Here is a 26,189-nt window from a genome sequence, read left to right as displayed (position 1 = left end):
CCTATATGTCTCCTCTATTTGTTTATTTTATATCTCGATGCATGTCAGCCTTTATAATTGTTTGATAATAATAGAAGATCGGATAGTAATATTGCGCAAACTTCTTCGGACTATCTCCCCAGAAAATAAGGGCATCACCCGAGATTTCTCTACCTTCTCCCTCGCCCCCACGGATATCAATGCCTTCGCGGAACGTAGCTCGACCTGCTTCCAGAAACTTCACTTCACCGGTAAATTCATAGGCATAAGACAACGCCTCTAGACAGATCGGGTTGCTGTGCAGTTTCTGTGTACTAGGTAACTCTTTATAGTAAAATAAGCCCGTTTCTTTCACATAACAATGCTCCAGATAATCGTCCATTACGTCCACGATCATTTGCTTAATCCGTTCCTGTGGGCGAACTTTATAGTAGCGCATCAAGCTGTTGACAGCTACGCAAATCATGAAGCCTGACCGGTAAACTGTGTGATCCGTAGCAGGGGACAAGAACGTACCGAATTTATTTTTCCACGTTTCAAAATGGTCAACAATGCGATCCGCAGCTTCCAGCCATTTCTCTTCATAAGTTTCATTATACAAGGCTGTCAGACTGCGAAGCGCCCAACCACTTTCTCTAGCGGCAATGCCACCCTCTCCTTGGTAACGAGGCGTATTTAAGATCCTTGTTATGTTGTCACCAATCCCAATAGCGGCCGCTAACGCAGATTGTTCGCCAGTCATATGATAATAATCAAGTAGGCCTTCGACCCACTCGTGACATATTTTAACGACGCCAGTTACATGCTTGGCGGAGTGCATGATTTGCCCATTTTGACGTAAAGGATCCTCGCTATAATGGCAAATATCCACATCCATCCAGTGTTCAGCGCCTCGCAGCATGTAATCATAGAATCTTCGTCTTCCGGTTCTTGCGAACAAATGCATCATGGCATGCGGAAGATCATACTCGTTGTTCACCCAAACCCAATCGCCGCCGCCTCTGCCTTGGAACGTATAGTTCTTGTCTGGCGCATCGCCCCAATGCAGCATGCCAAAGGTTTTCGCTCGGCCGTCCGCCATGCGATAAAATCCACGCTCAACCCAGTCGATGAATTGATCGCCTGGGATGGCCTCGATAATCCCCGCTCGCTCGTAGGCTCCGCGCTCAAGCACAGGATGATCCGGCATCTGCATCTGCAGACTGCGTACGTTAACCTGCTCCAGCGTTTCCTCCGCTCCATGTACATGCAGGAAAAACCGATGGGTTTTGGCCATCCCCTGCATCATGGTAATAGGATGTCCCGCAGGAATGATGCCCACATTTATTTCTTCGGATGTCACATCCAGAGATTTAGGTAAGTTTTGTTGGGCCTGGAACAGCGTCACACTAATGCCACCGTGGCTCGGTTCGTTCATATCTGCCCAGAATGTACCGCAAAATGTTTCCGGTATGTCTTCGATAAACTCTTTTTTCAGAGATTCGGCCGTAAAGCCGTACGATAATCGATCGCCCTTCACTCCGCTCTTTGACAATCTCTTGTCCGGCCCAAAGCGGCTAATTCCCAATCGAAGCTGCTCGGATTGCAGAACATCCTGCGCAGATTGAATACGCAGCTCAGCAGCATGAATCACTTGCTCCTTGTCCGACTCCTTGTTGATAATCTGATAATCGACCATCAACCACGGTTTTCCGGCAAACGCATAGACCCGAACTACGAAATCGAACCAGCGATTCTCGTCAGCACTGAGATGCTTCCCTTTCGCTTCAACCGAGCACCGAACAGGACCCGCTTCGAGAACGCGCCAGCCATCAGCGGAAATTTCGCATACATACTCCTGGTTCGATGCATCTCGAAGCGACGGACCTACTACGCTATGCGTCGGAAAGCCATCCTTGCGCTTCAACGACTTGAATAAGCCTGTTTCACCCGGAGCTGACAACTCGGCTTCAAGCGCACCTGTCGTAATCACAACGGATCCATTGTGTTGCTGAATTCCGACGGGTTGAGATGGCGAAACCGTTTCACAATCCGTTGAGATGGCGAATGATTTGCCCAGATTGGCCGGAAGATCCGCAAGGAAGTGCAGCAGCAGCCATTTCACAGAGCCATCCGGCCACGTTGCCGTTACTCGGCACTGCGTCGGTACGACCTCGTTGCCATCTAGAACAGACACTTTTGAGCTATCTGACACAATCCCTTCCGCAAAAGGAACAGCAATCGTGCTAGGTTCTTCATGGCGCGGAAACTTGGACAACTTTTCAAAATGTAAGGAAATGTTCATCATGTTCTCCTCCCTAAGCTCGGATACTCATCCTCATCTGCTTATACTCGTCATCAATTCGCTTCCGTTCCGGATGGGTTTCAACTGTCGTTCGTTGTTTAAGTAAGCTCTGGCATTCCAACATATGCTCAATCAGTTTGCTTTTCAGATCGCCCTTTATGCCAAACAACGTCTCATCCTTCGATCTATTCGTAATCTCTTGTGGATCCTCCTGTACATCAAACAGTTCTTCGCCACCAGAAATATAATGAACATATTTATATCTACCGTCATACACCATGGAACGTCCCAGGAATTCACTAAAAACATACTTATTAATGGGCTTCTCAGGGTTCTCGATTAATGCCATTAAGCTTTTCCCTTGAACCGTTTTCGGTTTAGGAGCCTCACAAATATCTAAGAACATCGGCATCAGATTAACCGTGCTAACGAGGGAATCGCATGTGCTGCCTTTCGCCACACCTGGTCCATACACAAGAAGTGGAACTTTGACCATCGATTCGTAAAAGAAATATTTATAGGATAAACCATGGTCACCCAGCGCATCGCCATGATCACTTGTAAACACGATATACGTATCTTCCAGCACGCCTTTTTCCCTTAATACCTCTATCATCTTGCCAATGCCTTCATCGATCAGAGAAATTGTCGCATAGTAATGCTTCCGCCATCTTCTGATTTGCTCGGGAGTTGCCTTCGTAGGATCAATTCTGAAAACCGAATTATTCTCCGTATCCCGGCAGAACGCCAATTGTTCTTCCAACATATAGTTCGCTTCTACAGAACCTTGAATCGGCTCAGGAATCTCGCATGCTTCATACATATCCTTCATTTCTGCAGGCGGGTCGTAAGGATCATGCGGGCTCGGAAAACTTACCCAGACGGCAAAAGGCTCGTCGCCATTCGTTCCCAGCCATTGTGCTGCGCTTTCTGCAACGAATACATCGGGGTGAAACTTCTTTTCATGAATAAAATAAGGCGCTCCGAGTGATTCCTGATATTCCGGAAACTCAACTGGACTCGAACGGTCCAATCCGTTGTGTTTCAGAAAGGTATAGTGGTCATCAGGTAAATAAAAATGCCGTTTATCCTCACAAATGATTCGTTCTTTAAAACCGCCTAGTTGATCCCACGGGGTAAAATGCATTTTGCCAATCGCAGCCGTTTGATAGCCTTCTCTGCCAACAATCTCGGGCCATACCGGTGTCCCCTCAGGAAGATTGGTATCGTTGGATAACGTCCCGACGACAGAAGGATACTGCCCACACATCATGGCTGATCGGCTAGGCCCGCATACCGGAGCTGTCACGTAGCAGTTGTTAAACACCATGCCATTATCAGCAATCCAATCCAGATTAGGCGTTTTCATAAAATCCAATCCATAGCATGGCAGTGAATCCTGTCTTTGTTGATCCGTTGTAATAAACAATAAATTCTTTTTTTTCATTTTACTTTACCTCCGTCAAATAGAGCTGTATCGTTCCGCTTCGGTCGGAGGCGAATAAAATGCGGTCAGCCTTCCAGCTGAACGTCGGATGGCAATGCGACATTTGGGAGCCCCATGAGGTGTGGTGCGTACATAACGTTTTCAGCTCTGTTTGACCGTTGTTCAATGTGATGAGGACAATATCATCGACTTCATCCCCGACCAATAAGCTGTTATCGTTGTTGGCATGATAATGGTTGCAGTAATGCGGCATCGGAATCGTTTTGAGCACCTCGCCGTTCTCATCAGCTAACCCGATATAAGGCGATTGCCCGCTTTCCTCCGCAACGATCGTAGCCTGCGTTCGCTTCGAGGTAATCGTGCCATCATGTCCTTTTCTGCGATTATCGAAGAAGATTAAGCCGTCTCGCGTCCAAAACTCATGCCCTACAGAGTCATCCTCCTCCTGCCTGAAGCAAGGGGTTACTTTACCTGAGGAAATTTCTAATAGCCAGATTCGTTGATGAACCTGGTTCCACGGACCCTCATGACAGAACATGGCCAGATCGCTGTTATGAGGGGAAAATTGAAAATGCCCCAGCCAGTGTGTGTCTTCAAAAGCATTATAGACCTTGGAACCATCCATATGGGCAATCGTGACAAAGCCCCGTTTAATCGCGTACATCGTCTCCTTGAAGCCAGCGTAATTGTTGCCATATGTAATGGAGACATCCTCGTTGCGGCAAAAACCAACTAGCTTTTTATCGGGACTTATAAAAGGTGACCATAACGTCATACGCTCGGTTTCTTCGTAGACAACGGTGATCTCTCCCGTTCGGGTATTCACCTTCTTGATCTTGTTGCCTGTAATGTAGACTAACAGCTCGCTGTCTGTTGTCTTCGTGCTGAAGCCGGTATAGCCGACGCCTGCGGGCTCATCTGTCATTTGTGTCATAAGTCCTGTTGCCAGATCCATCTTAAAAAAATTGTACAGCCCTCGCTCACTCCCACGATCGGAGAGAAAGTAAATTTCCTCGTCCTCTAACGAAAAGGAATTATCCGTAAAATAAAGATGAACATTGTTGGAGGAGCCTTCGGTCAGCTGCCACACTTGTTTTCCCGTTTTTTCATCGATGTACGACTTCTTTTCCGATGGATATACTTTACCTATCAATGGGTTCACTCTCCTAGATCTAGCTGATTTCCAAAGTTAACTCCCACTCATTGACGCCGCCACCCTCTACTACCCGGCAGCTGTTCAAATCATGAGCGATGCTCACATTATCCAAATACCCTGTCGCTGGCTCCAACGCAAGGTGATAATGATCATTCCAACCGCCGCCATTCATCCAAAAGGCCAAATAAGGTATCGTTTTCACATCAAAAATAAGTGTAAATCGCTCTCCTGTCGCTTCCTCAACTACAGAACACCAGCCCTCTTGAAGAGGTGACTTTACATAAAACTTATCGGCCACGCCGGAATGACGGGCAGGCATCTTGTCTATTTCTACTTTGGCCCCGTCCTCACCGACAAAAGCTGGCCACTCCTTCACCGCTCCCCATGTTCCCAAACGCTGATCTAACGAAACGGTCGTTACGATTTGGCCTACGGATGGCGGCAAACAGATGCGCATCGATTCCGTAGCAGCAATGATCGGATGTGGAGCCCACAAATAAGGCATATCATGCTCGCTCAAGTTGGTTAAACGATAAGAGAAATGCACCTGACTACCTTTCAAGACAATCTGTTTCTCCAGTCGATAAGGCAGCCCGCGTCCTTGAACAACAGCATGCATCTCTGTGTCGGAAACTTTGTTGCACGCCCACGGCAATGCCCAGACTTCTCCGTGATCGGGAATTTGGACGTGCTGCCATGGATCTACCGGATAGGAACAAGCGTCAATGCTTGGAAATAATTCATCCCAACCGCATCGATCCCATTCCTCCCACAAGCTGCCATAGCGGGGCTCACGAAACTCTCCTCTTCCTTCGGGTCGATCCATCCATTGTTTTCCGGTCTTTTTATTGATGAGCGAGCAAATTTTAGTGCCGAGTGCAGGAAGGATGTCAATCAACAGGTGCTCATTCTCCAAGCGGATTTGTTCCGTCATACGATGAGCAGTTCGTGGAACTCGCATGAGCGCGCACCATGGATAACGAACGGATCTTGGGAGGCAAGCTTTTCAGCTTCTTCCAACGAATTCGCGTTGTAAATCACCATGCCACCGGCTCCGTCTACAAAACGAGCTTTCAGATAGATCGAGCCCTTCTTTTCCAGATCCTCCAAATACGCCAAGTGTGCTGGTCGATGGTGTCGATTCTTTTCCTCATCCAGCATCGGTAAAATCGCGATGTACTGTTTCATAGCTCAGCCAACATCCCTCCGTCAATGACTACACCCGTGCCAATCATAAATCGTGCCTCGTCACTTGCTATGAAGCAAATGAGGTTGGCAACTTCCTCAGGCTTTCCGATGCGACCAAGCGGCTGGGCATCTTTCCATTCCTCATTTAGATCAGCACCATGCAAACCGCCCAATTCCGCATATCGATTCAACATGCCCGTATCGGTCGCGCCCGGAAGAACCGCGTTGACGCGAATTCCTTTTTTGGCATAATCGATCGCCATGCTTCTGGTCAAAGCCATCAGTCCGCCCTTTGAAGCCGCATAGGCTGCATAGTTTGAAATCGTTGCATGCGCGTGAACGGAAGCGACGTTAATTATGACGCCTCCGCCACTATTGATCATGTGTGGAATGCCGTATTTTCCTAACAAGAAAGCGGATGTTAAATTCACATTGATCGTGTTGTGCCACTCCTCCTCGGACAATTCGACAACACTAAGTAAGGATTCAATTGCAGCGCTATGGACAATGCCATCCAGCCTGCCAAAGGTATCAACCGCAGTCTGGATCACCCTCTGTATATCGTTAGACTGTCCCACATCGGTTTTGACGAAAATAGCTTTTCCCGCCGAGCCTTCCATTTGCTCCAGCGTTTCCATCGCGTTCTTCTCAGAACGGTTGGCTATGACGACGTTGGCCCCTTCTTGGGCCAAACGCAGGGAAGTAGCCCGGCCAATGCCAGTTCCGCCGCCGGTAACAATGAAAACCTTTTTCTCAAATCGCATGGTATCGCCCTCTTTAGTTAAGGATGTAAAGTAATTTTGCTGAATTCGGTTTTACCTTCCACTAAAGCCCGGAAAGTGTCGGGTCCATCAGACAAGCTGCGCTTCGCCAGCCATCCTTCCGTTCTGATTTTCCCGCTGACCAGCATCTGAACCGCATGTTTAAAATCCGCATCCGTATAGGAATAGGAACCGAGTAGGTTCACTTCTTGACGGACAAGATGATTCATTTTCAAAGGAGATTCATCGCTTCCCAAGCCAACGAGCACGATATTTCCGCCAGGATTGATCAATTGCAGCGCTTGCTGTCTCACAGCAGTTGCACCGACGCAATCAATAATCGTATCGATTCCACGCTGAGCGAACAGCTCCGTCACTTTGTCTTCCACTTGATCAGGCGTCGCAACCTCAGCACCTAGAAGCTTGACGTGATTCAGCCGCACTTCCTGGCGATCCACGACCAGCACTTTATTAGCTCCCATATTCAACGCCGCCTGCAGAGTCAGCAAGCCGATCGTTCCGGCTCCATAAATAATGAGATCATCCAAATACGGAAGACCCAGCTTGATCGCATGGATGCATACGGCTAGCGGTTCCGCCAATGAGGCGACAGCGGCATCCATTTCTTTGGGCACCTGGTACAGGCTGCTTACAGGTACGGTCACATACCCAGCGAACGCGCCTGGTCGATGAATGCCGATTAGTTCACGATGACGGCATAGATTGCGCTTGCCGATTACGCAGCGGTCGCAAGAGCCGCAAGAGATTAGCGGATTGGCTACGACTTTGTCTCCTACGGCAAAGCCTGTTGTTGCACCTGCTCCATGTTCTATCTCACTAATCGTGCCACAGAATTCATGCCCCATAATTAATGGCGGGATTCGGACGCTGCTGTGGCCTAAATAGCCCTCCAACTCGCTGCCGCAAATCCCTGCGGCTTCGACCTTGATGACGGCCTCTCCCGGACCCGCATGCGGATCGTCTTTGTCCTCCAAGCTTAATTGCCTCGGCCCGTGATATACCAGCGTCTTCATGCTGAGTATACCTCCACACCGTTGACGATATGCTTCGGACGCTCACCGTTAAATATGCGTTGTACTTCCAAAGCTGCGTGACGCTGTAGTCGGTTTAAAGAACTTTCCGAATACCAAGCGCAATGGCTTGTAATCAAGCACTGCTCTATTTTCAACAGGGGACTGTCCAGCGCAACCGGTTGCTGCTCCAGTACATCCAATGCTGCACCAGCTATTTGGTTACTCGTTAGCGCTTCAATGAGACTTTCGGTGTGAATGACCGCTCCTCTGGACGTATTGATCAGATAAGCCGTTGATTTCATACGCTCAAAGGCATCACGATTGAAAATATGCTTCGTATCCGACGTTAAAGGAAGATGAACGGAGATCATATCGCTTTGTTCCAGCAATTGATGCCAATCAACCTTCTGTGTGTTCATTTGCTCAAAAACAGGCTGCTGCACATATGGATCGTAGCCGATTGTGTTGATACCGAAGCTTTGCGCTCGCTTGGCCACATCTTTCCCGATGTTGCCGAAGCCGGCAATGCCTAACGTCTTCCCTGTAAGTCCCATAAGAGGTCGGCACGGCGTTATTTGCCATACGCCACGGCGTACTTGGGCAACAATTTGCGGAATTTTGCGGACGCTCGAAAGCAGCAAGGACATCGCATGATCGGCGACTTCCCCCGTCCCATAGTCCGGAACGTTGACAACAGGAATATTTCTTGCCTTGGCCGCTTCAATATCCACATTATCTACGCCGACGCCGTACCTGACAATAATTTTGCAGCGCTCCAGGCTGTCGATGACTGCCTTCGTAATCGGCGCTCTTTCCGTAATAATCGCATCCGCCTGTTTCGCTAGTTGCAGCACTTCCTCTGGCGTTTTGCATTGACCCGAAAGGAGCTCGACACCCATTGGCAACAAGACATCCTCTTCTTGCTTTAAATCCGGAAACCCATAATCCGTCACTACTACCGTGTATGTTGTCATCCCTTACACTCCTTTTCCATTGTCGCATAGCAATCTACGAACCACTGAGCCACACCATCTACGATGGCGGCCAAATACGCATGTCCTTGCTCGGCGGAAGCAGCCTCACTGCTGTCCGTAATGCCATCAGCACCGGTTAACTTGCCATGGCAGCCGATAAAAGTGCCAGCTCGCGCACCAAATATCCAATCCAGCTCAGGATGCTCCTGCGGAATGAGATCCTTCCGTACAAGTCGCTCATCAAGCGCTAGCATCAGCGAGGTTTCAAAACGGCCGGCATGCCCTGCCACCATTCCGCGATTTTCTTCCCGAGCAGCCGTAATCGCTTGCCCAGCCGCATTCCAGTAGGAGGCGGAAGCGACCCACACCGGATGCCCCACAGCTAAATCCTGCGCCGCCTGATTCATGATGTTGGCGTTGCCGCCATGTGAATTAATAAAAATGATTTTGCGGAATCCGTCCTTGATCAAGCTTTCTCCGATTTCCTTGAGTATCCGTAAGTACGTTTCCGAGGAAAACGAGAGCGTGCCGCCAAAGGCCAGATGATGACTAGAGCAGCCTATCGACAATTGCGGCGTCAGGAGCAGCTTCGCTTTTCCTTCAGCGGTCGCTTTACGAACAGCCTCTGTGCTTACATGCTCGCAAATCAGGCTATCGGTATAGACACTAAGGTGCTTTCCGTGCTGCTCCGTTGCCGCTAACGGCACAACTGCGGCGTAACCAGCCCTTGCGCATTCCGTAATTTCTTCCCTTGTCAAATGGTGAAATAGGAGTGTATCCATTGCGTGCACCTCCATTTATGCTATTTAGCCTAATTTTTATTGTATTTAATGACCCAATTAAACCATTATATGCAATATTATAATTGTGATAATACGCGATCCATTGCCAGCAATGTCTCTTTAATATCCAATCTATGGTGTGCCGTGGAAATGTACCAAAGACCATTCGGACGGAGTAATACGCCTTCGTCCAGCATCAATTCGGCAAAACGGCTATATTTGGTGGAGTCGCGTTTATTGAACGTATCGAAGTCATTAACTTCCACGGCATCAATAAACATCATGTGAAGCACAGGGCCAATTTGGTTGACTACGCCAGAGATACCATGTCTGCCCAGCAAAACGCGTATTCCGGTTGCAAGCTCTATAAATAAAGCCTCCATTTGTGCATATGCAGCACCGTTGTCCTGCGCGAGGTGGCTAATTGTCGAGATGGCCGCTGCGGTAGACACGCAGTTTCCGTTCAGCGTACCCAGATGGCTCACTTTGCCATCGTCCACGAGCTTCATAATTTCAGCTTTACCTGCTACCGCACTGATGGCGATACCGCCGCCCATCGCTTTGCCGATAATGACTAAGTCAGGAAGGATACCGAATCTGCCGTGTGCACCGCCCAAGCTAAGTCGGAACCCGGTAATCACTTCATCCATAATCATGACGATATGAAGCTCTTCGGTCAGCTTGCGGATCAGCTCTAGATAGCCTGGCTTAGGCTGGATGCAGCCGGAATTGCACATGACTGGCTCCGTAATGACAGCTGCGATTTCATGACCGCGTGTGCGGAGTGTAGATTCTAAGGCAACAGGATCATTCCAAGGAAGTAGGATGATATCATCCAGACTGTTTTCACTTTGTCCGAATGTGCCCGGCGGAATTGTAGAAGTTTGGCCATCGGAGGCTTTTTGACTCATGTCCGAGCTGGGAAAGGAGGTGAAGATCGAATCCGACCAACCATGGTAGTGCCCATGGAAACGCACGACCTTTGTCTTGTTCGTGAATGCACGAGACAGTCGGAGCGCCAGCATCACAGCTTCGGTTCCGGAGCCGCTAAGCGATACTTTTTCTGCGCAAGGAAGGACCTCTGCCAGCAAATCAGCAAGCTGAATTTCACCATCATGCTGCAGCCCGTAGGTAGATCCATTGAGCAAGGCTTGATGGATACTTTCGGTTAGACCGTCATGCGCATGCCCCAAAATGAGTGGGCCGTAAGCAAGCAAGTAGTCGATATATGTATGGCCATCCACATCCCGGATGCGTGCACCCTTGGCTGACTCTGCATACAAGGGAGTTGGTTTCATGGATGCTCGCAAAGAACTGGCTACTCCGCCTGCAAGATGCTGTTTGGCTGCTTGATGCTTGGCAATCGATTTGTCATAAGTTCTCATTGGGATGCCTCCTTGTATGAAATAGGATCAAGAGGATAAATAGGACGAGTCAGATGTTTATATTGAAAGTGGACAAGGTTCTCGCCACAACAGCCTGGCGTATCGACTTGAATGATTTTTTTACATAGGGGACCAAAAGCAGTCTTCCACGCAATGGCGGATTTCACAACGATGACATGAAAGTCTTCAGCACGTAAACCTACTGACGTGACATGACCAAGATCCCAAGGTGCAGTACGCTTTTCTGTTAAAATAATAGTTAAATTGCCGGCTTCGATGACAGCCGTTTTGCCCATATCCGCCCATTGTCCAGTCATATAAGGACCGATATGCGTATATTTCCCATCAAACAAAAGTCGGATGACACCTGTAATGGGGACTGGCTCGCCATTCAATTGGTCGCTTTTACCGCCAATTGCAGCTTCCAATATGGCGCCAACACCTTGGCGATGGGCCATTTGCACAACTTTCGCATCGCGAATCACAATGAGACATTTTCGCGGTGCGTCGATCAGATGCTTCAATACATGTGTCGCATCTGCGGGAGCGCCTCCGCCTACATTATCCGCACCCTCTACGAGGATGACGGGACCATTCTCTTCTGCAAAAGCCATTGCAACAGCTTCAGCTGCCGGGTATCCATTGCTTCTCAGCTTATCCCGCAGTCCCCATGCCATCTGGCTAAGCTCTTCGGCATAATGCTCAGCAAGTGCCTGATCGTTATTCGTCGTTACCACAAAAGAAACGCCAGCATCAGGGACATCGCTGTACGGAAAGCCGCCAGCCACAGTAACATTGAGTACCTTCGGATCAAGCTCTATAGCGAATGCGCGCCCCATCAATTCCTGCATCGGACCTGCGACGTCCGTCAGCATCACCTGCGGTACTAGGAGTAAACGAGGTTGGTCGAATGCACGCACTGGCTTAATCTCTCCGCGGATCATCTGCGCAAGCAGCTGAACTGCCTCCACCGCTCTTTCATGGGCATCGATATGCGGATAGGTGTCATAACCGACAAGAATGTCGACTTGCTCGACCATTTGCGCGCTGATATTGGCATGCAGATCCAGTGTTACGGCAAGGGGTTTCGAAGGACCTGCCTTTTCTCGGATCCGGCGAACGAGTTCACCCTCTATATCGGGATATCCTTCGGCTACCATTGCGCCATGCAGAATGGCAACGATTCCATCAGCTGATAAATCAATAGAGGAAACCACTGAATCGAACAGGGCCTCCACTGTTCTACGGCTGACCATTCCGCTTGGAGGAGCCGCGGTGTACAATCCGCATGCCAAGTCCGCGAGCTCCAATCGAGCCCCATCGATAACGCCACCCATGGATGTTCGTGTGTGCTCATATCTTTGATGAAATTGCTCGTTGCCTTGAATCCATTCCGGAGCAAAATCGTCCATTTCGGTTATACCTGGGGCAAACGTGTTCGTTTCATGAAATAGGCCGACAATCGCTAGCTTCATATCTATGATCTCCTTCCATTCGCTCAATCCTCTTGGAGTAACTGCCAACACCTACCGGGAAAATCTGATCGAAATACTTGGATATTGCCTACATCGGCAACTGTCACAAAACAAGTACGCCCGTCAGGTCCGCCAAAAGTCAGGTTGGTACAGTCATTGCCCGACAATAGGACCTCCAGCAGTATCTCGCCGTCAGGTGAAATTTTGGCAATGCTGCCTTTTCCATGACGGGTTACATATAAATTTCCAGCTATATCGCAACGCATGCCATCCAAACCGAAATCAGGGAATTCGATAAGGAGCCGTTTATTGCTTATTTGATAGTCCGCCGATAGATCGTAGGCCCAAATTCGGCGTTGTCGTGTTTCATTGACATAAAGAGTCTTCTCATCCGGACTGACTTCAATTCCGTTAGTCGTTCCCATGTTGGCTTCCAGTAGTGTGGCCTTGCCACTTGTATCCACGCGCCAGAGTTGTCCCGTGGAGTCCTTCCAATTCGGGTCGCTAGCAAAAATGACCCCGCTTGACGTTATCGCTAGATCATTCGGTTGATTCATCGTCGGTTCATGAACATAGACGGAAATTTGGCGCGTCGCGATATCGACTTTGAGAATGTTATGGCCGGTATGATCTGCAATGAACATGTCGCCTAGCCGGTTTGTACGGATCCCGCAGCCAGTGCTTCCATTTTCCAATTCAAGAAATATAGAGCATTCGGCTGCAGGCGTTACCTTCCCGATTGTATGTCTACGGGCATAATTCACAGCATACAAATTCCCTTCTCGATCGCAAGCAGGTCCTTCAATGCTCTTGGTGAAACCCTCGGGTTCTGTAAATGACCGACTGATATAATTGGAATCACTCATCGAGGGGAGCTTCCTTTCCATCCAAGGTTACCGATATACTTTTTGACTTAGTTCTTCGCAAGCACGCTTGATCCATACATGCACTTTATCCCAGATCTCTTCTGTAATGCGCACCTCAGGAACAGATATGCTGATAGAAGCTACTGTTCTGTTAGCCGCATCAACAACAGCCCCTGCGACACAATGAACGCCGAGCACCGTTTCACCTAGGTTGTAACCAATGCCTTGGGCTTTTACTTTTTCTAATTCAAGGTGCAGCTGCTTTAAAGAAGAAATCGTTTTACTTGTCACTTGCTCCAGTTTTTCGACCGGATAAAGCGCGTGCAATTCTTCTTCCGTGAAGTCGGCAAGCAAAATTTTGCCAGAAGCCGTTGCATGCAGGGGAAATACATCACTCTGATTAGGCGTAAACCGCAATGCTTGGCTGCTTACTTTCTCCCCTAAATACAAAAGCTGATTCCCGCTTCTCACGGATAAACTGACCGTTTCGTTTAAATCCTCCGAGATTTTATCCGCAATTTGATAAAACTCGCCAGTCAAGCTCGTATTCTGAATATAACGATTGCGAATCGTAAACAATTTATATCCAATACGGAATTGCTTTCCGGACTTGTCTGTCTCCAGGTACCCACGGCTCAACATGTTCTGTAAAATGAGGTAGGTGCTGCTGGCAGGCATATTTAGATTTTTGGCAATTTCCGATAAATTGTAGGAATCGGTCCCTCCGGTAAATAGCTCAAAGATGTCCAGTACCCGATCCGCTGATTTGACTTTATGCGCTTGTTGTTTTTCCAATCGCAATTCCCCCTTGAAGTCGTTTTATATTGATGAAAACGCTTTATTGATTGTAGCTTATCCGATCGCTTATGAAAATACAAGTATGCCGAATTTTTCCGGAACATGGAAATTCCTTGGCGATCCAGTCGGCGACCAAGCCCAATAATGGCGTTGACCTGAGGGGTCTTGATCGATTCGGTAAAGATTGATTTTCCAAATCATACCTGGAGCCGGAGCTGGGTCGAAGGAAGCAACAGGAAGCGCCATGTCGTACACAGCTACTCCTTTTATTGGCCACGTTACCTGAGTCAGCAATCCGTCTAAATTCCAGCTAGGATCAACCTTCTGTTTCTGTCCTTCTTCTTTATCAATGAGGGCATCGAATACAACGCCCCGAGGACTCAGCTCGAATTCTTTATAAAACCTGCCCTGCCCGCTCTCATCGATAAAGATCTCTACGACATCTTCCTTATATATAGGGTCGTCCCGATTCTCATAGGTAGCAACGATATGATCGTCGGCACATTCGAAGCGCACATGGATATAGCGATCCGTGCGGCAAATTTTCACGGTTGTGTTTAAACGTGCCTCTTCTCCAGTTACGGTATCAACAAGCGGCACGCTCCCTATTTCCTCCCAGCGCACTTCGCTTCCACTCTGATAGATGCAGTTGTAAACGTGCGCAACCATAGCATTTTCTCTCCCTTATTTCCGTCTCTGGGCGATGACGTCAATTTCAACGAGCAGATCATAGTTCAAGTCACAGTAGACTGCTGTGCGGCTAGGAAACGGGCTGGTGAAGAAACGTCTGTAAATATTATTGAATTCTTCATACAGCTTCCTATCGCTCAAATAAATATTACATTTCACCACATCGTCCAACGTAAGTCCAGCAGCGGCGAGAATTTGTTTAATGTTTTCCATCGTCTGAATCGTTTGCGATTCCAAATCACTGCCAACAATGGCGCCTGTCTGAGGGTCAAGTCCACCTTGCCCCGAAACGAATACCAATGATTCCGTTTGGATGGCTGGTGAGATTGGTTTAGAGCTGTTTGAACCCATTATCTCAGTTCGCATAGAAGACCTCCATATTTTGTAATGTAAGAGTAGCTAGCTCGTATATAAACCTGGGTCATAAGCAACGCCCCATGCATCTAAGGACAACGGACGCTTCAGATACAAGGACTCCATTGCCGTATTAATGAGGTACGTAGTTAACAGGTTCCTTTCAATCGGGCAAGGAGGTGTGCCATACTGTATCATTTGTTCGATTAATTCGGTCAATTTCGTAAAATGGCTGTAAGGCCGCTCACGCCCTGTATTGCAATACGCAGCGATACTAGCTTCTGCATGATCCTGAACGGCAAAGCTCCATCTCGTAGCGAATTTAGGAAGCTGCGCTACATACCCCCTCGTGCCGTCGTTATACGCAACAACGAATAGCGCGGGATCAGGGCATTCATTGCGTGGATGTCTTCCGGCTAGCTCCGGCTCGAGTGCGAGTGCTTGCATCATCAGCGCCTCCGGCCATTCCGCCCGATCCATCGATTTCCACATCTCGTCCCCAGCCAAGGCATGAACGAACGCAACACCTGACTCGGCGCCAAGCCGATGCTCAGCTAGAACTTGCAGCACTTCCATGCCATGAAATCCGTAGGATTCATGCCCGCCATGGCTGACGACAAAGAAAGTACGGCCTCTTTGTAGAAAGGAACGATCGAAGTGAGGCACATAATCGGTATATGGAATGGAGGATCCGGCCATGAAAGGGATATCCCGACGCTTAACTTCCTCATAAATCCATCGCGCATCTTCATTATCGTAGGAGAAATGCTTATCAAGGAATATCGGTGCGCGAATTTCGTGAAGATCCATGGCAGTTAGCGTTTCTTTCATAAACCGCAGCCGTGGATACAAGTGCTGTTGTTTCTCATTCCATGGGTAATCTCCATGTTCCCCGATGATGACAATGCCGTCGATTTTCTGTTCAGGAGCGCCCCAGGCAATAGTATCCTCAATCGTGGCACAGATCGCTACGCCATGCTTAGCGGACAACTCACGACTCAAGTCTCTCTCAGTTACTTGCTCAACGTACATCGCAACCAGCTCAACTTGCGGTTCATAGCCAAGCTCGCCGAGCAGCCTGCTGACAATCACATCGGCGTGCGAATTGAGCTTATACTGGGTAATGATCGCTGCGACTCTCTTCTTCATCCTTGTGCCGCCTCCATCTTCATCGGTCTCATATCCGAATTCCTCCGTCTATCGTGTACTGTGATCCCGTAATATACGAAGAAGCATCAGACAGCAGGAACGAAGCTAACTCGGAAATCTCATCCGGCGTGCCGCTGCGTCCTAACCAGGTACTCTTTCGCAGCTCTTCCGCCTTCTCAGGCGACACCGGCTTCGGTTCTTTCACATCTCCCGGTATGATCACATTTGCTCGAATACCATAAACGGCATTCTCAGCAGCGATGACCTGCGTCAAGAAATTGACCCCAGCTTTGGACGAGCCGTACGCGCCTTCTCCTGCTCGCGGTTTTACGCCAAGGACGGAGGATGTATTGACGATGGACCCGCCTCCGGAATCCTGCATTAACAGAATGGCATGCTTGCATATGAGAAAAGTCGAAGTGAGCGTACCTTGGATAACTTGATTCCAATCCTCCAACGTGTATACCGCAACCGGCTTGCGATTCTGTGTATAGCTATTATGAAAAGACCCATCCAAGCGGCCAAACTGCTCGCGGATTTGCTGGAACATATCAGCGACCTGATCTTCTTTACTCGCGTCGGCCTGCACGAAGAGCAGGCGATCTGAACCATACTGTGCTTGAAGCTCCATCATGCGGGGAGATTCCTCCGCCGCCACCCAATCATTGGCGATGACCTTAGCTCCTCTAGCCAGGAACATCCGCACCGAGGCGAAGCCAATTTTGCCAAGCGCGCCGGTCACCACAATGACCTTATCTTGAAGCTGTAAACTCATTCTAAAACCTCCTGCTTTCCACAATAAGGGTCACTTCTTGCCCCCTTCCCGCTTATCCCTTCAGGCCGGACGATGCAATCCCTTGAATAAATTGCTTCTGGGCAAACAGGAACAAGACGATAACCGGGATGGTAATAATGAATGCAGCAGCCATCACGATTGGAATTTCATTCGGTTGATCATTAACCGCCTTAAGGAACAAGAGGCCCAGCGGCAAGGTGAACATTTTGTTGTCCGTTAAATACAATAGTGGTCCCATCGTATTACTCCATGCACCGATGAAGGTGAACACCGCTAGCGCCGAAAGCGCAGGTTTGGACAACGGGATATAAATGCGCCAGAGTACTCCCCAAGGGGTGTAGCCATCGATAAGCGCTGCTTCAAACAGCTCTCTTGGCAATGTTTTATAAAATTGATGCATGAGAAAAATTCCGAATGCTCCTCCGAGGAAGGCTGGCACGATTAATGGATAGAAGGTGTCAAGGGCATTGAGATTTTTCCAAATGAAATATTGCGGAACCATGGTCACCTGACCAGGCAGGATCAAAGTCGAAACCATTGCCAGGTAGATCCATTTTTTTAATTTAAACTCAAACATTGCAAGCCCAAATGCGATGACGGCACAAGAAATCATCGTTCCGGCAACATCGAGAATCGTTACAAATGAGCTATTAAACGTGTAACGGGCAAAATGCACATTTTGACTGTTCCATGCGGCAGTATAATGCTGCCAAGTAATCGGATCCGGAAACCACTGTGGTGGCATCTGCAGCACTTTCGCTCCAGTTTTGATCGAGGTCATGACCATCCAATAGAAAGGAATGAACATGCAGAGTCCGCCTATGATTAGAAACGAATAAAGCAACGTTGCGCTGAATTTGGATTCTTTAGTCATAGTGCACCCACCTCTTCTCCATCTTCCGTTGGAAGATTGTAATGATCAAGATTACAATGAACAGCAACCATGCCATTGCGGAAGCAGGTCCCATTTTGAATAAAATAAACGCATCTCGGTAAATCATAATGTTCACGGTTAGCAATTGATCCCTGACGCCACCTGGCGCACCGACCAACGTAAGGAAGGAATCGAAGGCATGAAATGCGGAAATCGTTGAAAGGATCAGTACCATGTAAGCCATCGGCGAAACGAGCGGAACGATAATGCTTTTGAACACTTGCCATTTCGAGGCGCCATCTAAATCTGCAGCTTCATACAGATCTTTTGAAATATTTTGCATACCTGCCAGCAAGAGAACCATCGAGCTCCCCATACCTTTCCATACGTTCGCTATAGCTACACTTCCAATGACTACCCACCAATTCGGATTATCGAGATATTTGTACGGACCCAGGTTTATGTAACTGAGCAGCAAATTGACGACACCGAAATTAGAATTCAGGATCCATGACCAGACCATACCTGCTGCGATCCAAGGTGTAATGACAGGCAAAAAGAAAATGACCCGAAAGAATCCTTTGAAGCGGATGGACTGGTTTAATACATATGCCGCAACGAACGCTATACCCGTTTTCAATGGCACAAAGATCACAGCAAAAAAGAAAATATTGCGAAACGAGTAGTACATTTGCTTCTCATGGAAAATCGATTTCCAGTTTTGGAGACCTACCCACTGCGGAGCATTGAACATATCCCACTTCGTGAAGGTTAAATACAAGGAGAAAATAAAAGGATACGCTTGGAAAATGAGAAAACCGATGACAAATGGCAACGTTAGTATATATCCCCAATAGTTGTACCTTTGTATGACGCAACACTCCTTCATAAATATAGGAGGAGGCGTTAACCTCCCCCTAACATTGCGATCTAGCTACTTGTTGTTATTAATAACCGTATTCAACTTATCATTCGCTTCCTTCAAGCCAACATCCACAGTTTTAGTTCCCTTGAACATTTCGACGAAGACCGGTTGGACCGTCGTTTTCATTTCATTCCAGAACGGTGTTTCATCCGTGGTCATACCCGCTTGGGCAACACCCTCGGTAAATGCTTTTTTGTTTTTTGGAGCCGTATTCAGATCCAGCTTGCTGTTAGCCGAAATTTTAAGTGGTAGCGAAGCGCCGCTTGCAGCCAAATAGCCTTGCGCTTCATCAGCTAAGAAGTATTTCAGGAATTCCCAAGCTGCATCCTTCTGTTCCTTCTTCGCTTTCGAGAAGATGACCCACGAATTCGCAACCAACGGAACCACTCGTTTACCGTCCATACCTTTAGGAACCATCACTGTATCGTAGTCTAGATTCGGATAATCTTTCTTGTATGTAAGCTGTCCACTATATTGCATAATCATCATACCGATTTTGTTCTCACCGAACATTTGAGCGATTTTTCCGTTCTTTTCCAAAACATCGAACGTTGGTGCAATCCCGCTCTTCATTGCATTTTGCCATGCCGTAATCCCTTGCACGGTTTTCGGATCCAAGAGCATCGACTTTGTTTTAGTCTCATCCAACCAGCCGCCTCCATAAATCTTCGACCATAGGAAGAAGCCTTGTGTCATATTATTTTCGACGGACATGCCGTAAATATCTGTTTTACCATCGCCATTGGTGTCTTTTGTCAGCTTTTTAGCTGTGTCCAACATATCCTGGTAAGTCCAGTTTTCATTTGGCTCAGCAACCCCTGCATCTTTGAAAATCTTCTTGTTATACGCTAACGCGACCGGATTAATGCCATGCGGTATACCCCACATCTTGCCATCCGTTCCTTTGCCTGCATTCAGCATGCTAACATAGTCGCTTTCTTTAAGATCGCGTTTCACGTAGGGCGCAAGATCCTCCGCTACCCCCCGCTTCCCGTAACCAAGGACAATCGCATTTTCCTGGAACCAGATATCTGGGGCATTGTTGCCGGCAATTTGCGCTGTAATTTTCGTAGCAAATTCAGCCCATGGCGCGTCTTGAATCTCCAACTTAATATGAGGGAATTTCTTTTGAAAACCTTCGATAATCTCTTTCTTGGTAACGTCGTAACTTCCTGGCAAACCTAACTTCAGCGTCACTTCTTTGGGTGGCGCAGCTGCCGTAGCCGCAGCAGGTGCACTGCTGGTCGTTGCCGTTGATTCTGTTTGACCGTTACCACAAGCTGTAAGTGTTGCTACCATCATACTGCTCAATAATACGATACTCGTCTTTTTCAATTAAAAACCCTCCCATATATGTGTACTTAATCATGTAGAACACCTAGTTGGAATCGCTTTCTTATGTAACTCAATTATATCTCGACTGTTAATTCACGTCAATGAAATGTTTTCACATTTATGAAATATTACAAATCGGAGCTAATGAAATATGACTCCTGACAAAGTCAGAAGCCACATGTTTACAGCGTAAAGATCTGACTTCTTGCAATTGAGAGTTACGACTTCCTATTGAGTTAAAATAGCGGCAAACGGATCTGTCCCATCAAGAAGAAAATCCACATTGATTGTCTGACCGTTGTATACGTAACTCATCTTCGCTAGCTGATTCGTTTTAAGCAACGGAATCACAGCTCCTGCGTTAGCCGGGTTAATAATCCAGTTGTTAGACTGCAATCTTACGGTAGACACGCCCTGAGGAACGGTAACCGAATAGAAATAGCTGCTAATGTCAACCGTGCTGCCTGCCGAAACACCACCTAAGATAATTTTATGAAACCCTGTATGAATGATCTGCAATTCATAGGCGCGTTGATTCGCGAAGACTTTAAAGGTCGCAGTGTCTCCATTGTGATAGGCCAGCGTCTGGTATACCCAGTCTGATTGTACAATAGAGAGTTTACTTTCTCCCTTGATGCCTGTAACTGTAATCGTTTCAACAGGTACATTGAAAACATTCACCTGATTTTCGTACAAGATCACATCCGGGAACGTATACGACATGCCGTCCTTGCGAACGCGCACCGTATACTTGCCTGTCGTCAGGCTGCCCTTTTCAAAAGGAATATCAGCACTGTTACTATAGGTACCGGCGTTAATCCATGAGGTCTTGTAGTACTCTACCATGACATTCTCAACGCCTGGGAAGTTGACTTCAAGGCTGGTTGATATAGGCTTCTCAAATGGTACGGCTGCACCAGCTGCCACGAGTTCAGCACCAGTCTTCGTGATTGGCTTGGCGTTTGGATAGGCAAAAGAAACCTCTTTATCCGCAAGCGTTGTGATCACAGACATGTTCGTCGGTGTTGGACTTAGGTTTGATAACACACCTACGGATGCCGGGAATGGAGCTGCATTAAGCGGTGAAGGCAATTCCGCTGTTACTGTGCCTTGCGCACCCGTCGTTGACGAGAATGCGATTGTATTCCCTAGGTCCGCGCTTAGGTTTCTCAGCTTGCCTTTTGGCAAGGCCACAAAGACGTTACCCGCCATTGATGCGCCAGAGCCCGCACCGATGTTGGAAGCTGAAGCTGCTTTAGCAATAGCCGTGACTTGGGTAGTTTCGCCATAAATTAGAATGTTTCCGCTAGCCCCGTTTTCACCGCCGCCAATGCCTGCCCCTATAGCAGTGGTCACGCCGCCACCTGTGGCCGTAATCGTTCCGCCACTGATGAGGATATTGCCGCCTGCGCCATTCTTACCTCCGCCGATACCTGCGGCTGCATTGGCTGAATTGCCGCCACCTACGGCATTAACCGTTCCGCCGGTAATGGTGATGTTGCCGCCTGCATTGCCAGTACTGCCGCCAATACCTGCGCCTGCGGAACCACCACCTGTGGCCGTAATTGTTCCACCGCCGATGGTGATATTACCGCTTGCACCGCCGATGCCTGCACCGGAGGAACCACCACTCGCCGTAATTGTACCGCCGGAGATCGAGATATTGCCGCCCGTGCCGAGCGCGCCATCACCAATGCCCGCTGCTGCGTTAGCACCTGTAGCCGTCACCGTTCCACCGCTGATGGTAATGTTGCCGCTTGCGCCGCCATTACCACCGCCGATGCCTGCGGAGCTGCTGCCGCCCTTGGCAAGCGAAATCGTTCCGCCGGTGATCGTAATGTCGCCACCTGCGCCGCCTCTGCCGCCGCCGATGCCTGCGGCGTGCCCGCCGGCTGTCGCCGTAATCTTGCCGCCGGCGATTGTGATGGCACCGGCTGCGCTGCCTTTCCCTCCGCCAATGCCCGCGCCCTCAATGGCGCCAGTCACGGCAAGCGTTTGGCTTGCATCCGCTGCTTGGATGGTCAAGGCGCTGCCAACTGGCACGCCTATTCCCGCTCCATTGCCGACGGTGAGTGCCGTGTGTACCGTCGTGATCACGTTTGTGCCCGCAAGCGCGAGCGAGTTGCTGCCTGACGCGAAGTACAGAGCTGATTTAGCTTGTGCGTCTGCTGATTTCATTTTTAGATTATTAATCGTTAATGCATTGTTACCTTCATTAATAATCGCCAAGCCCACAAACTCAACGTTAGGATTGCCTTTGATTGTAAGCGGCTTGTTCATCGGTACGTGAATGGTCACATTGCCCGTTGGTGAAGCTGTAAAACCAGACAAGTCTAGAATGCCGGCAAATACCGGATTGTTCAGAACTGCATCGACGCCAGCTTGATCCCATGTGCTAGGAATTGCCGTGTCTAGCGTAGTCCATTTGGCGTAAAGTGTTATGTTTTGTGTAATAACACCAGTCGAAAAATCAAACGTGTTTTGGAATTCTCCATCCGTATACCAACCGTCAAAAGCATACCCATTTCTAGTCGGATCTGCCGGTTTGGCAATCGTTGCTCCGCTGGCAAGATCGAAAATTGCTGCAACAGCCGATCCGCCATTCGTGTTAAACGCGACGGTGAAACTTTGAATGTTCGGCTTCCATTTGGCGTAAAGTACCGTATCCGCTTCGACGGCTTTACTGAAATCGAACTTGTTCGCATACGTCTCGTCGAACCAACCTACAAACGTATAATTGGCTCTCGTCGGCGTCGGAGGCGTAACGGTTTCACCGAGCGACTCGCCGTTTGCATGAACGGTCACCGTTGCATCAGATGTAATACCGTCATTGTATTTATAGGTAAGACTATAACTCGTATCATAGTCACCTTCCGATACATAAACGGAAATTGGTAACGAATGACCACCGTCTAACTTAACAAGGAAAGCTCCTTTTCCTTTTGCCGGTTGACCCGTTAATACATTCGCTTTTGTATTTGCTAGGTCAGCAAGACCTTTCGTAATGGTTGTTCCGAACTGTTCGCCCAAGAAGTTTTTACCGATTTTCTTAGGGTAGCCTGTTACCGTGAGTACCAAGTCGACACCTTGCGTGATCGTACCTTGCGTATTTCCTTCTGCATTGGTCACCGTAAACCAATTATAATCACTGTTTTTGCGCAAATCATACTTAGTTCCAGTCGGAATACCGGCTGTTTTAATAACAACTTGCTGCGTCGTGTTCCCTGTAAGGTTAAGTTGATATTTACTGCCACTTGATCTTAAAGCGGTTGGTCTCGTCGGAACAATGACATCTTTGCCGCTTTCTATCGCTCCGATATCAGGTGCTGCACCAGCGTAGTCGGCTGCGGTTACAAAGTTATTAATCGTTGTGCCCTTATCAAAACCAAGGCTTCCGCTTGTTTGGCTCAAGTCACCTTCGGCTCTGTTTGTGAAGGTAGCCTTTTTGCTGGAATCCGGATTGATAGCCGTTACAGGTGTTCCGATTTTTTCACCGGTTACCCCATTGGGCTCAACAATCGGCGGAGGTCCACCGGTCGTACTGAAAGCATTCGTGGTTACCCCAGAACCGTTAAACAAGTCGTAATCGTAGCTAGCGCCAGGATAATTGTAAATGTGCTTAATTGTTATGATGACTTGGCCATTCGCCAAAGGACTGTCCATCGATTCAATAATATTATTGCGATAGTACGGTCTGTATATTTGACTGTCTTTGCGGGTAATATGACTAGCTGAGCTAAGAATTGTATTGTTGAACAGATAGTTAGCGCCCAACCCCATATTCGCTTCCTTCGTAGCAGCCCCGTGCTTCAGTGCGCCTTGAATCAAGCCCCATTCGTCACCCAAGTTTGTTAGGACATTTCTATACAAATAAATGGGACCAACATAGTTCGTATCAAGACCTACGCCATTTGCGACCCCTTCTATTTTGTTGTTGTAAAACCTTACGTTCATATCCGAGCCTTCTAATTCGACGCTGTCATCTTGGGTATAGGCAAAATAATTGCCGTACACGTCGGAATCTTTACCAACACCGCCGTCTACTTCACCATTCCCCCAAGTTTCAATGGCATCGTTAAAACGATGATCATCACTTCCAACAATATCATTGTATCGAATAATGACACCTTGCCCGCCTCTTGCATACATGGCACTGACACCTTGCGGATGCTTATCGTCCCATTCAGGGTACCACGCTCTACCGCCGCCGCCGTTCCATGCATTGGTTTTCGTTCTTGCATCATGAATGTAATTTTTTTCGATAACGAGATTACTTGCATCGCTTATAAAAATACCTGAGTCATTGTTAACAGGCGTTGCGTTGGCAGAATAACTTTGCCCTGTACGCAAGTCAACAGCCAGGTTTGGATCTGCATTGGCAACTACCGTTTGTTTAGCCAAGTACTGTGTGGCTTCTCTTCCGAAATTGGAAATATCGCTATTCACTATTCGGATGTGGTGACTTGAACTGAGAACCGATATCGCGCTTCTCTTGCCGCCACGGATAATTAAGTTCTCCAAAATCACATACTCGGACTGTGCGATCGATACCGCTTCCCAAAATTCGTCCGTTACTTCGATAACGGTACTTCCGTCCCCTATGATTCGGAAATATCCGTTTTCCGTGCCTCTAAGCCCTTGAACCGACAGCGGTTTTCCTGGCTCATAGATAGAAGCGATCGGTATATCTCTAGCAATTGGAACTTCTTCTTTCCATGTTCTAATTTGCTCGGTGTAGGTAGAACCATCCTTAAGGACTTTCACTTGCACTTCATAATCCGTGTCTGGTTCAAGACCGACAATTGAGCCTCTGAACTGCTTGTTGACCGAATCCCATGCCAGTGACAGGCCGTCTTCCCATGTCGCAGCGCCTACTTTCCTGAATTTCACCTCATTGGCAGGGTCAGAGACAACCTGAATGGTGGTGACAGGTGATGTCGGCAGCTTATAGGCAATCGTATCTCCAGGAGTTGTATAACCCGCATAATTCAGATACACACTTAAATTATTAAACGTCGTTCTCAAAAGCAATTCGTTACCTGTATTAGGTATGCCGGAACCGCTTTGAGCTGCGCTTGTGGAAATCGTCGTTTTGAATTCCTTATCCGGCCTGCCGTCTGAGTAGTGAATTCTCACTCTAATGATGTCGTTGCTGCCGCCGCCGGACAAATAACTAAGGCCCCCCTCAAAAGCTCCTGTTGCCGCATTGTAGCCAGGCTTCGGCGCCACTAACCAAGCGTTCCCCGTATTTCTCGGTTGAGCAATTACATAGTTAGCCGGATCCGCTGACTTCCGCCATACGGTTACTTCGGCGTTCGGATCGTCGCTCGGAATACTATAATAACCGTCTCTCGATTTTCCCACGGCGGTTATATCAACACCCGGTACACCTACCGGCAAAGCGGCATCAGCGGTAATATGGCGGTTCTCATCATAGAGAACCTTTGCCGTATTGCTCGTTGCATCCCATGTGTAGGTTGCTTCAAATGCATACATAAGTGTATCTAAAGGGATAAAACTTCGAATTCCTTCTTTAAAGGGCATCTCTGTCGTAACCGTTGAGCCATCTTTTAATGTAACTTCATTGCTTCCGTATGTAGCTTTCATTTCGTAATAATCATTTTTTAAAATGAAATCTTTGCCATCGATAGACTCATAAAATACCGAATATAAATAATGAGCTATCGCCTCGGCTGATACCCATATTTTGCCGTCGATAAACTTAGGCGATACATCCGATTTCATGTTTTTACCGTTCACGGTGATCTGGATAGGAGAGGCCGGCTCTTGAATCTCGACGGGTTGATGCGCATAGGCTGCAAATGCTGAAGTAGGGAGAACAAGTGACATGATCACTGCAACAATAAGTAGAAATCTCATAATGGGTTTCATTTTATTTGCCATGTTAAGAAAATCCTCCTTTTTGGGATTTGCGAA

Annotated in this window: 21 protein-coding genes; all 21 read right to left on the bottom strand. The window is 48.0% G+C overall.

What is annotated here, in order from left to right; translation table 11 throughout:
- Positions 1 to 22 precede the first annotated feature (22 nt).
- Positions 23 to 2,263 carry an RIFT barrel domain-containing protein gene (locus AC58UX_RS28755; protein ID WP_497259182.1) on the bottom strand — a complete coding sequence of 747 codons (2,241 nt, stop codon included), beginning with the start codon at positions 2,261 to 2,263 and terminating at the stop codon, positions 23 to 25.
- Between the two features lie 13 nt (positions 2,264 to 2,276).
- Positions 2,277 to 3,710, bottom strand: a complete 1,434-nt coding sequence (locus AC58UX_RS28750) for a sulfatase family protein (protein WP_497259180.1) — start codon at positions 3,708 to 3,710, stop codon at positions 2,277 to 2,279.
- A gap of 1 nt (position 3,711) precedes the next feature.
- On the bottom strand, positions 3,712 to 4,863 hold the full coding sequence (locus AC58UX_RS28745) for an oligogalacturonate lyase family protein (protein ID WP_497259179.1): 1,152 nt from the start codon (positions 4,861 to 4,863) through the stop codon (positions 3,712 to 3,714).
- A gap of 19 nt (positions 4,864 to 4,882) precedes the next feature.
- A complete protein-coding gene (locus tag AC58UX_RS28740; protein ID WP_497259177.1) occupies positions 4,883 to 5,800 on the bottom strand; it encodes an aldose epimerase family protein in 918 nt (305 codons plus the stop codon).
- The gene (locus tag AC58UX_RS28735; protein ID WP_497259175.1) at positions 5,797 to 6,054 is read right to left on the bottom strand and encodes a YciI family protein; all 258 of its coding nucleotides are present in this window, start codon (positions 6,052 to 6,054) and stop codon (positions 5,797 to 5,799) included. The genes AC58UX_RS28740 and AC58UX_RS28735 overlap by 4 nt, the downstream gene beginning before the upstream one ends.
- Positions 6,051 to 6,818, bottom strand: coding sequence for an SDR family NAD(P)-dependent oxidoreductase (locus AC58UX_RS28730; RefSeq protein WP_497259173.1), 768 nt, complete (start codon positions 6,816 to 6,818; stop codon positions 6,051 to 6,053). The genes AC58UX_RS28735 and AC58UX_RS28730 overlap by 4 nt, the downstream gene beginning before the upstream one ends.
- Before the next feature lie 17 nt (positions 6,819 to 6,835).
- Positions 6,836 to 7,849, bottom strand: a complete 1,014-nt coding sequence (locus AC58UX_RS28725) for a zinc-dependent alcohol dehydrogenase (RefSeq protein WP_497259171.1) — start codon at positions 7,847 to 7,849, stop codon at positions 6,836 to 6,838.
- Positions 7,846 to 8,823 carry a C-terminal binding protein gene (locus tag AC58UX_RS28720; protein WP_497259169.1) on the bottom strand — a complete coding sequence of 326 codons (978 nt, stop codon included), beginning with the start codon at positions 8,821 to 8,823 and terminating at the stop codon, positions 7,846 to 7,848. Before AC58UX_RS28720 ends, AC58UX_RS28725 begins: the two co-directional genes overlap by 4 nt.
- Positions 8,820 to 9,605 (bottom strand): creatininase family protein, encoded by a 786-nt coding sequence (locus AC58UX_RS28715; protein ID WP_497259167.1) that lies wholly within the window; start codon positions 9,603 to 9,605, stop codon positions 8,820 to 8,822. The genes AC58UX_RS28720 and AC58UX_RS28715 overlap by 4 nt, the downstream gene beginning before the upstream one ends.
- Before the next feature lie 77 nt (positions 9,606 to 9,682).
- A complete protein-coding gene (locus tag AC58UX_RS28710) occupies positions 9,683 to 10,990 on the bottom strand; it encodes an aspartate aminotransferase family protein (RefSeq protein ID WP_497259165.1) in 1,308 nt (435 codons plus the stop codon).
- Positions 10,987 to 12,465, bottom strand: coding sequence for a M81 family metallopeptidase (locus AC58UX_RS28705; RefSeq protein ID WP_497259163.1), 1,479 nt, complete (start codon positions 12,463 to 12,465; stop codon positions 10,987 to 10,989). The genes AC58UX_RS28710 and AC58UX_RS28705 overlap by 4 nt, the downstream gene beginning before the upstream one ends.
- A gap of 23 nt (positions 12,466 to 12,488) precedes the next feature.
- On the bottom strand, positions 12,489 to 13,331 hold the full coding sequence (locus AC58UX_RS28700; RefSeq protein ID WP_497259161.1) for an SMP-30/gluconolactonase/LRE family protein: 843 nt from the start codon (positions 13,329 to 13,331) through the stop codon (positions 12,489 to 12,491).
- A 27-nt stretch (positions 13,332 to 13,358) separates the two neighbouring features.
- On the bottom strand, positions 13,359 to 14,126 hold the full coding sequence (locus AC58UX_RS28695; RefSeq protein ID WP_497259159.1) for an IclR family transcriptional regulator: 768 nt from the start codon (positions 14,124 to 14,126) through the stop codon (positions 13,359 to 13,361).
- A 69-nt stretch (positions 14,127 to 14,195) separates the two neighbouring features.
- Positions 14,196 to 14,798 (bottom strand): carbohydrate-binding family 9-like protein, encoded by a 603-nt coding sequence (locus AC58UX_RS28690; RefSeq protein WP_497259157.1) that lies wholly within the window; start codon positions 14,796 to 14,798, stop codon positions 14,196 to 14,198.
- A gap of 15 nt (positions 14,799 to 14,813) precedes the next feature.
- Positions 14,814 to 15,185 carry a RidA family protein gene (locus AC58UX_RS28685; protein ID WP_497259155.1) on the bottom strand — a complete coding sequence of 124 codons (372 nt, stop codon included), beginning with the start codon at positions 15,183 to 15,185 and terminating at the stop codon, positions 14,814 to 14,816.
- A gap of 33 nt (positions 15,186 to 15,218) precedes the next feature.
- Positions 15,219 to 16,322 (bottom strand): hypothetical protein, encoded by a 1,104-nt coding sequence (locus AC58UX_RS28680; RefSeq protein WP_497259153.1) that lies wholly within the window; start codon positions 16,320 to 16,322, stop codon positions 15,219 to 15,221.
- Between the two features lie 28 nt (positions 16,323 to 16,350).
- Positions 16,351 to 17,097 (bottom strand): SDR family NAD(P)-dependent oxidoreductase, encoded by a 747-nt coding sequence (locus AC58UX_RS28675; protein WP_497259151.1) that lies wholly within the window; start codon positions 17,095 to 17,097, stop codon positions 16,351 to 16,353.
- Between the two features lie 52 nt (positions 17,098 to 17,149).
- Entirely contained in the window at positions 17,150 to 17,992 is an 843-nt protein-coding gene (locus AC58UX_RS28670; RefSeq protein WP_497259149.1) for a carbohydrate ABC transporter permease, read from the bottom strand.
- Positions 17,985 to 18,827, bottom strand: a complete 843-nt coding sequence (locus AC58UX_RS28665) for a carbohydrate ABC transporter permease (RefSeq protein ID WP_497259147.1) — start codon at positions 18,825 to 18,827, stop codon at positions 17,985 to 17,987. The genes AC58UX_RS28670 and AC58UX_RS28665 overlap by 8 nt, the downstream gene beginning before the upstream one ends.
- 99 nt (positions 18,828 to 18,926) lie before the next feature.
- Positions 18,927 to 20,252: an ABC transporter substrate-binding protein gene (locus AC58UX_RS28660; RefSeq protein WP_497259145.1), complete on the bottom strand. Its 1,326-nt coding sequence runs from the start codon at positions 20,250 to 20,252 to the stop codon at positions 18,927 to 18,929.
- 228 nt (positions 20,253 to 20,480) lie between these two features.
- Complete coding sequence (locus AC58UX_RS28655) at positions 20,481 to 26,156, bottom strand: InlB B-repeat-containing protein (protein ID WP_497259143.1); 5,676 nt, start codon at positions 26,154 to 26,156, stop codon at positions 20,481 to 20,483.
- Between the last annotated feature and the right edge of the window lie 33 nt (positions 26,157 to 26,189).

The organism is Paenibacillus sp. J22P90 (assembly GCF_059692195.1).
This window is presented reverse-complemented; position numbering and strand designations above follow the sequence as displayed.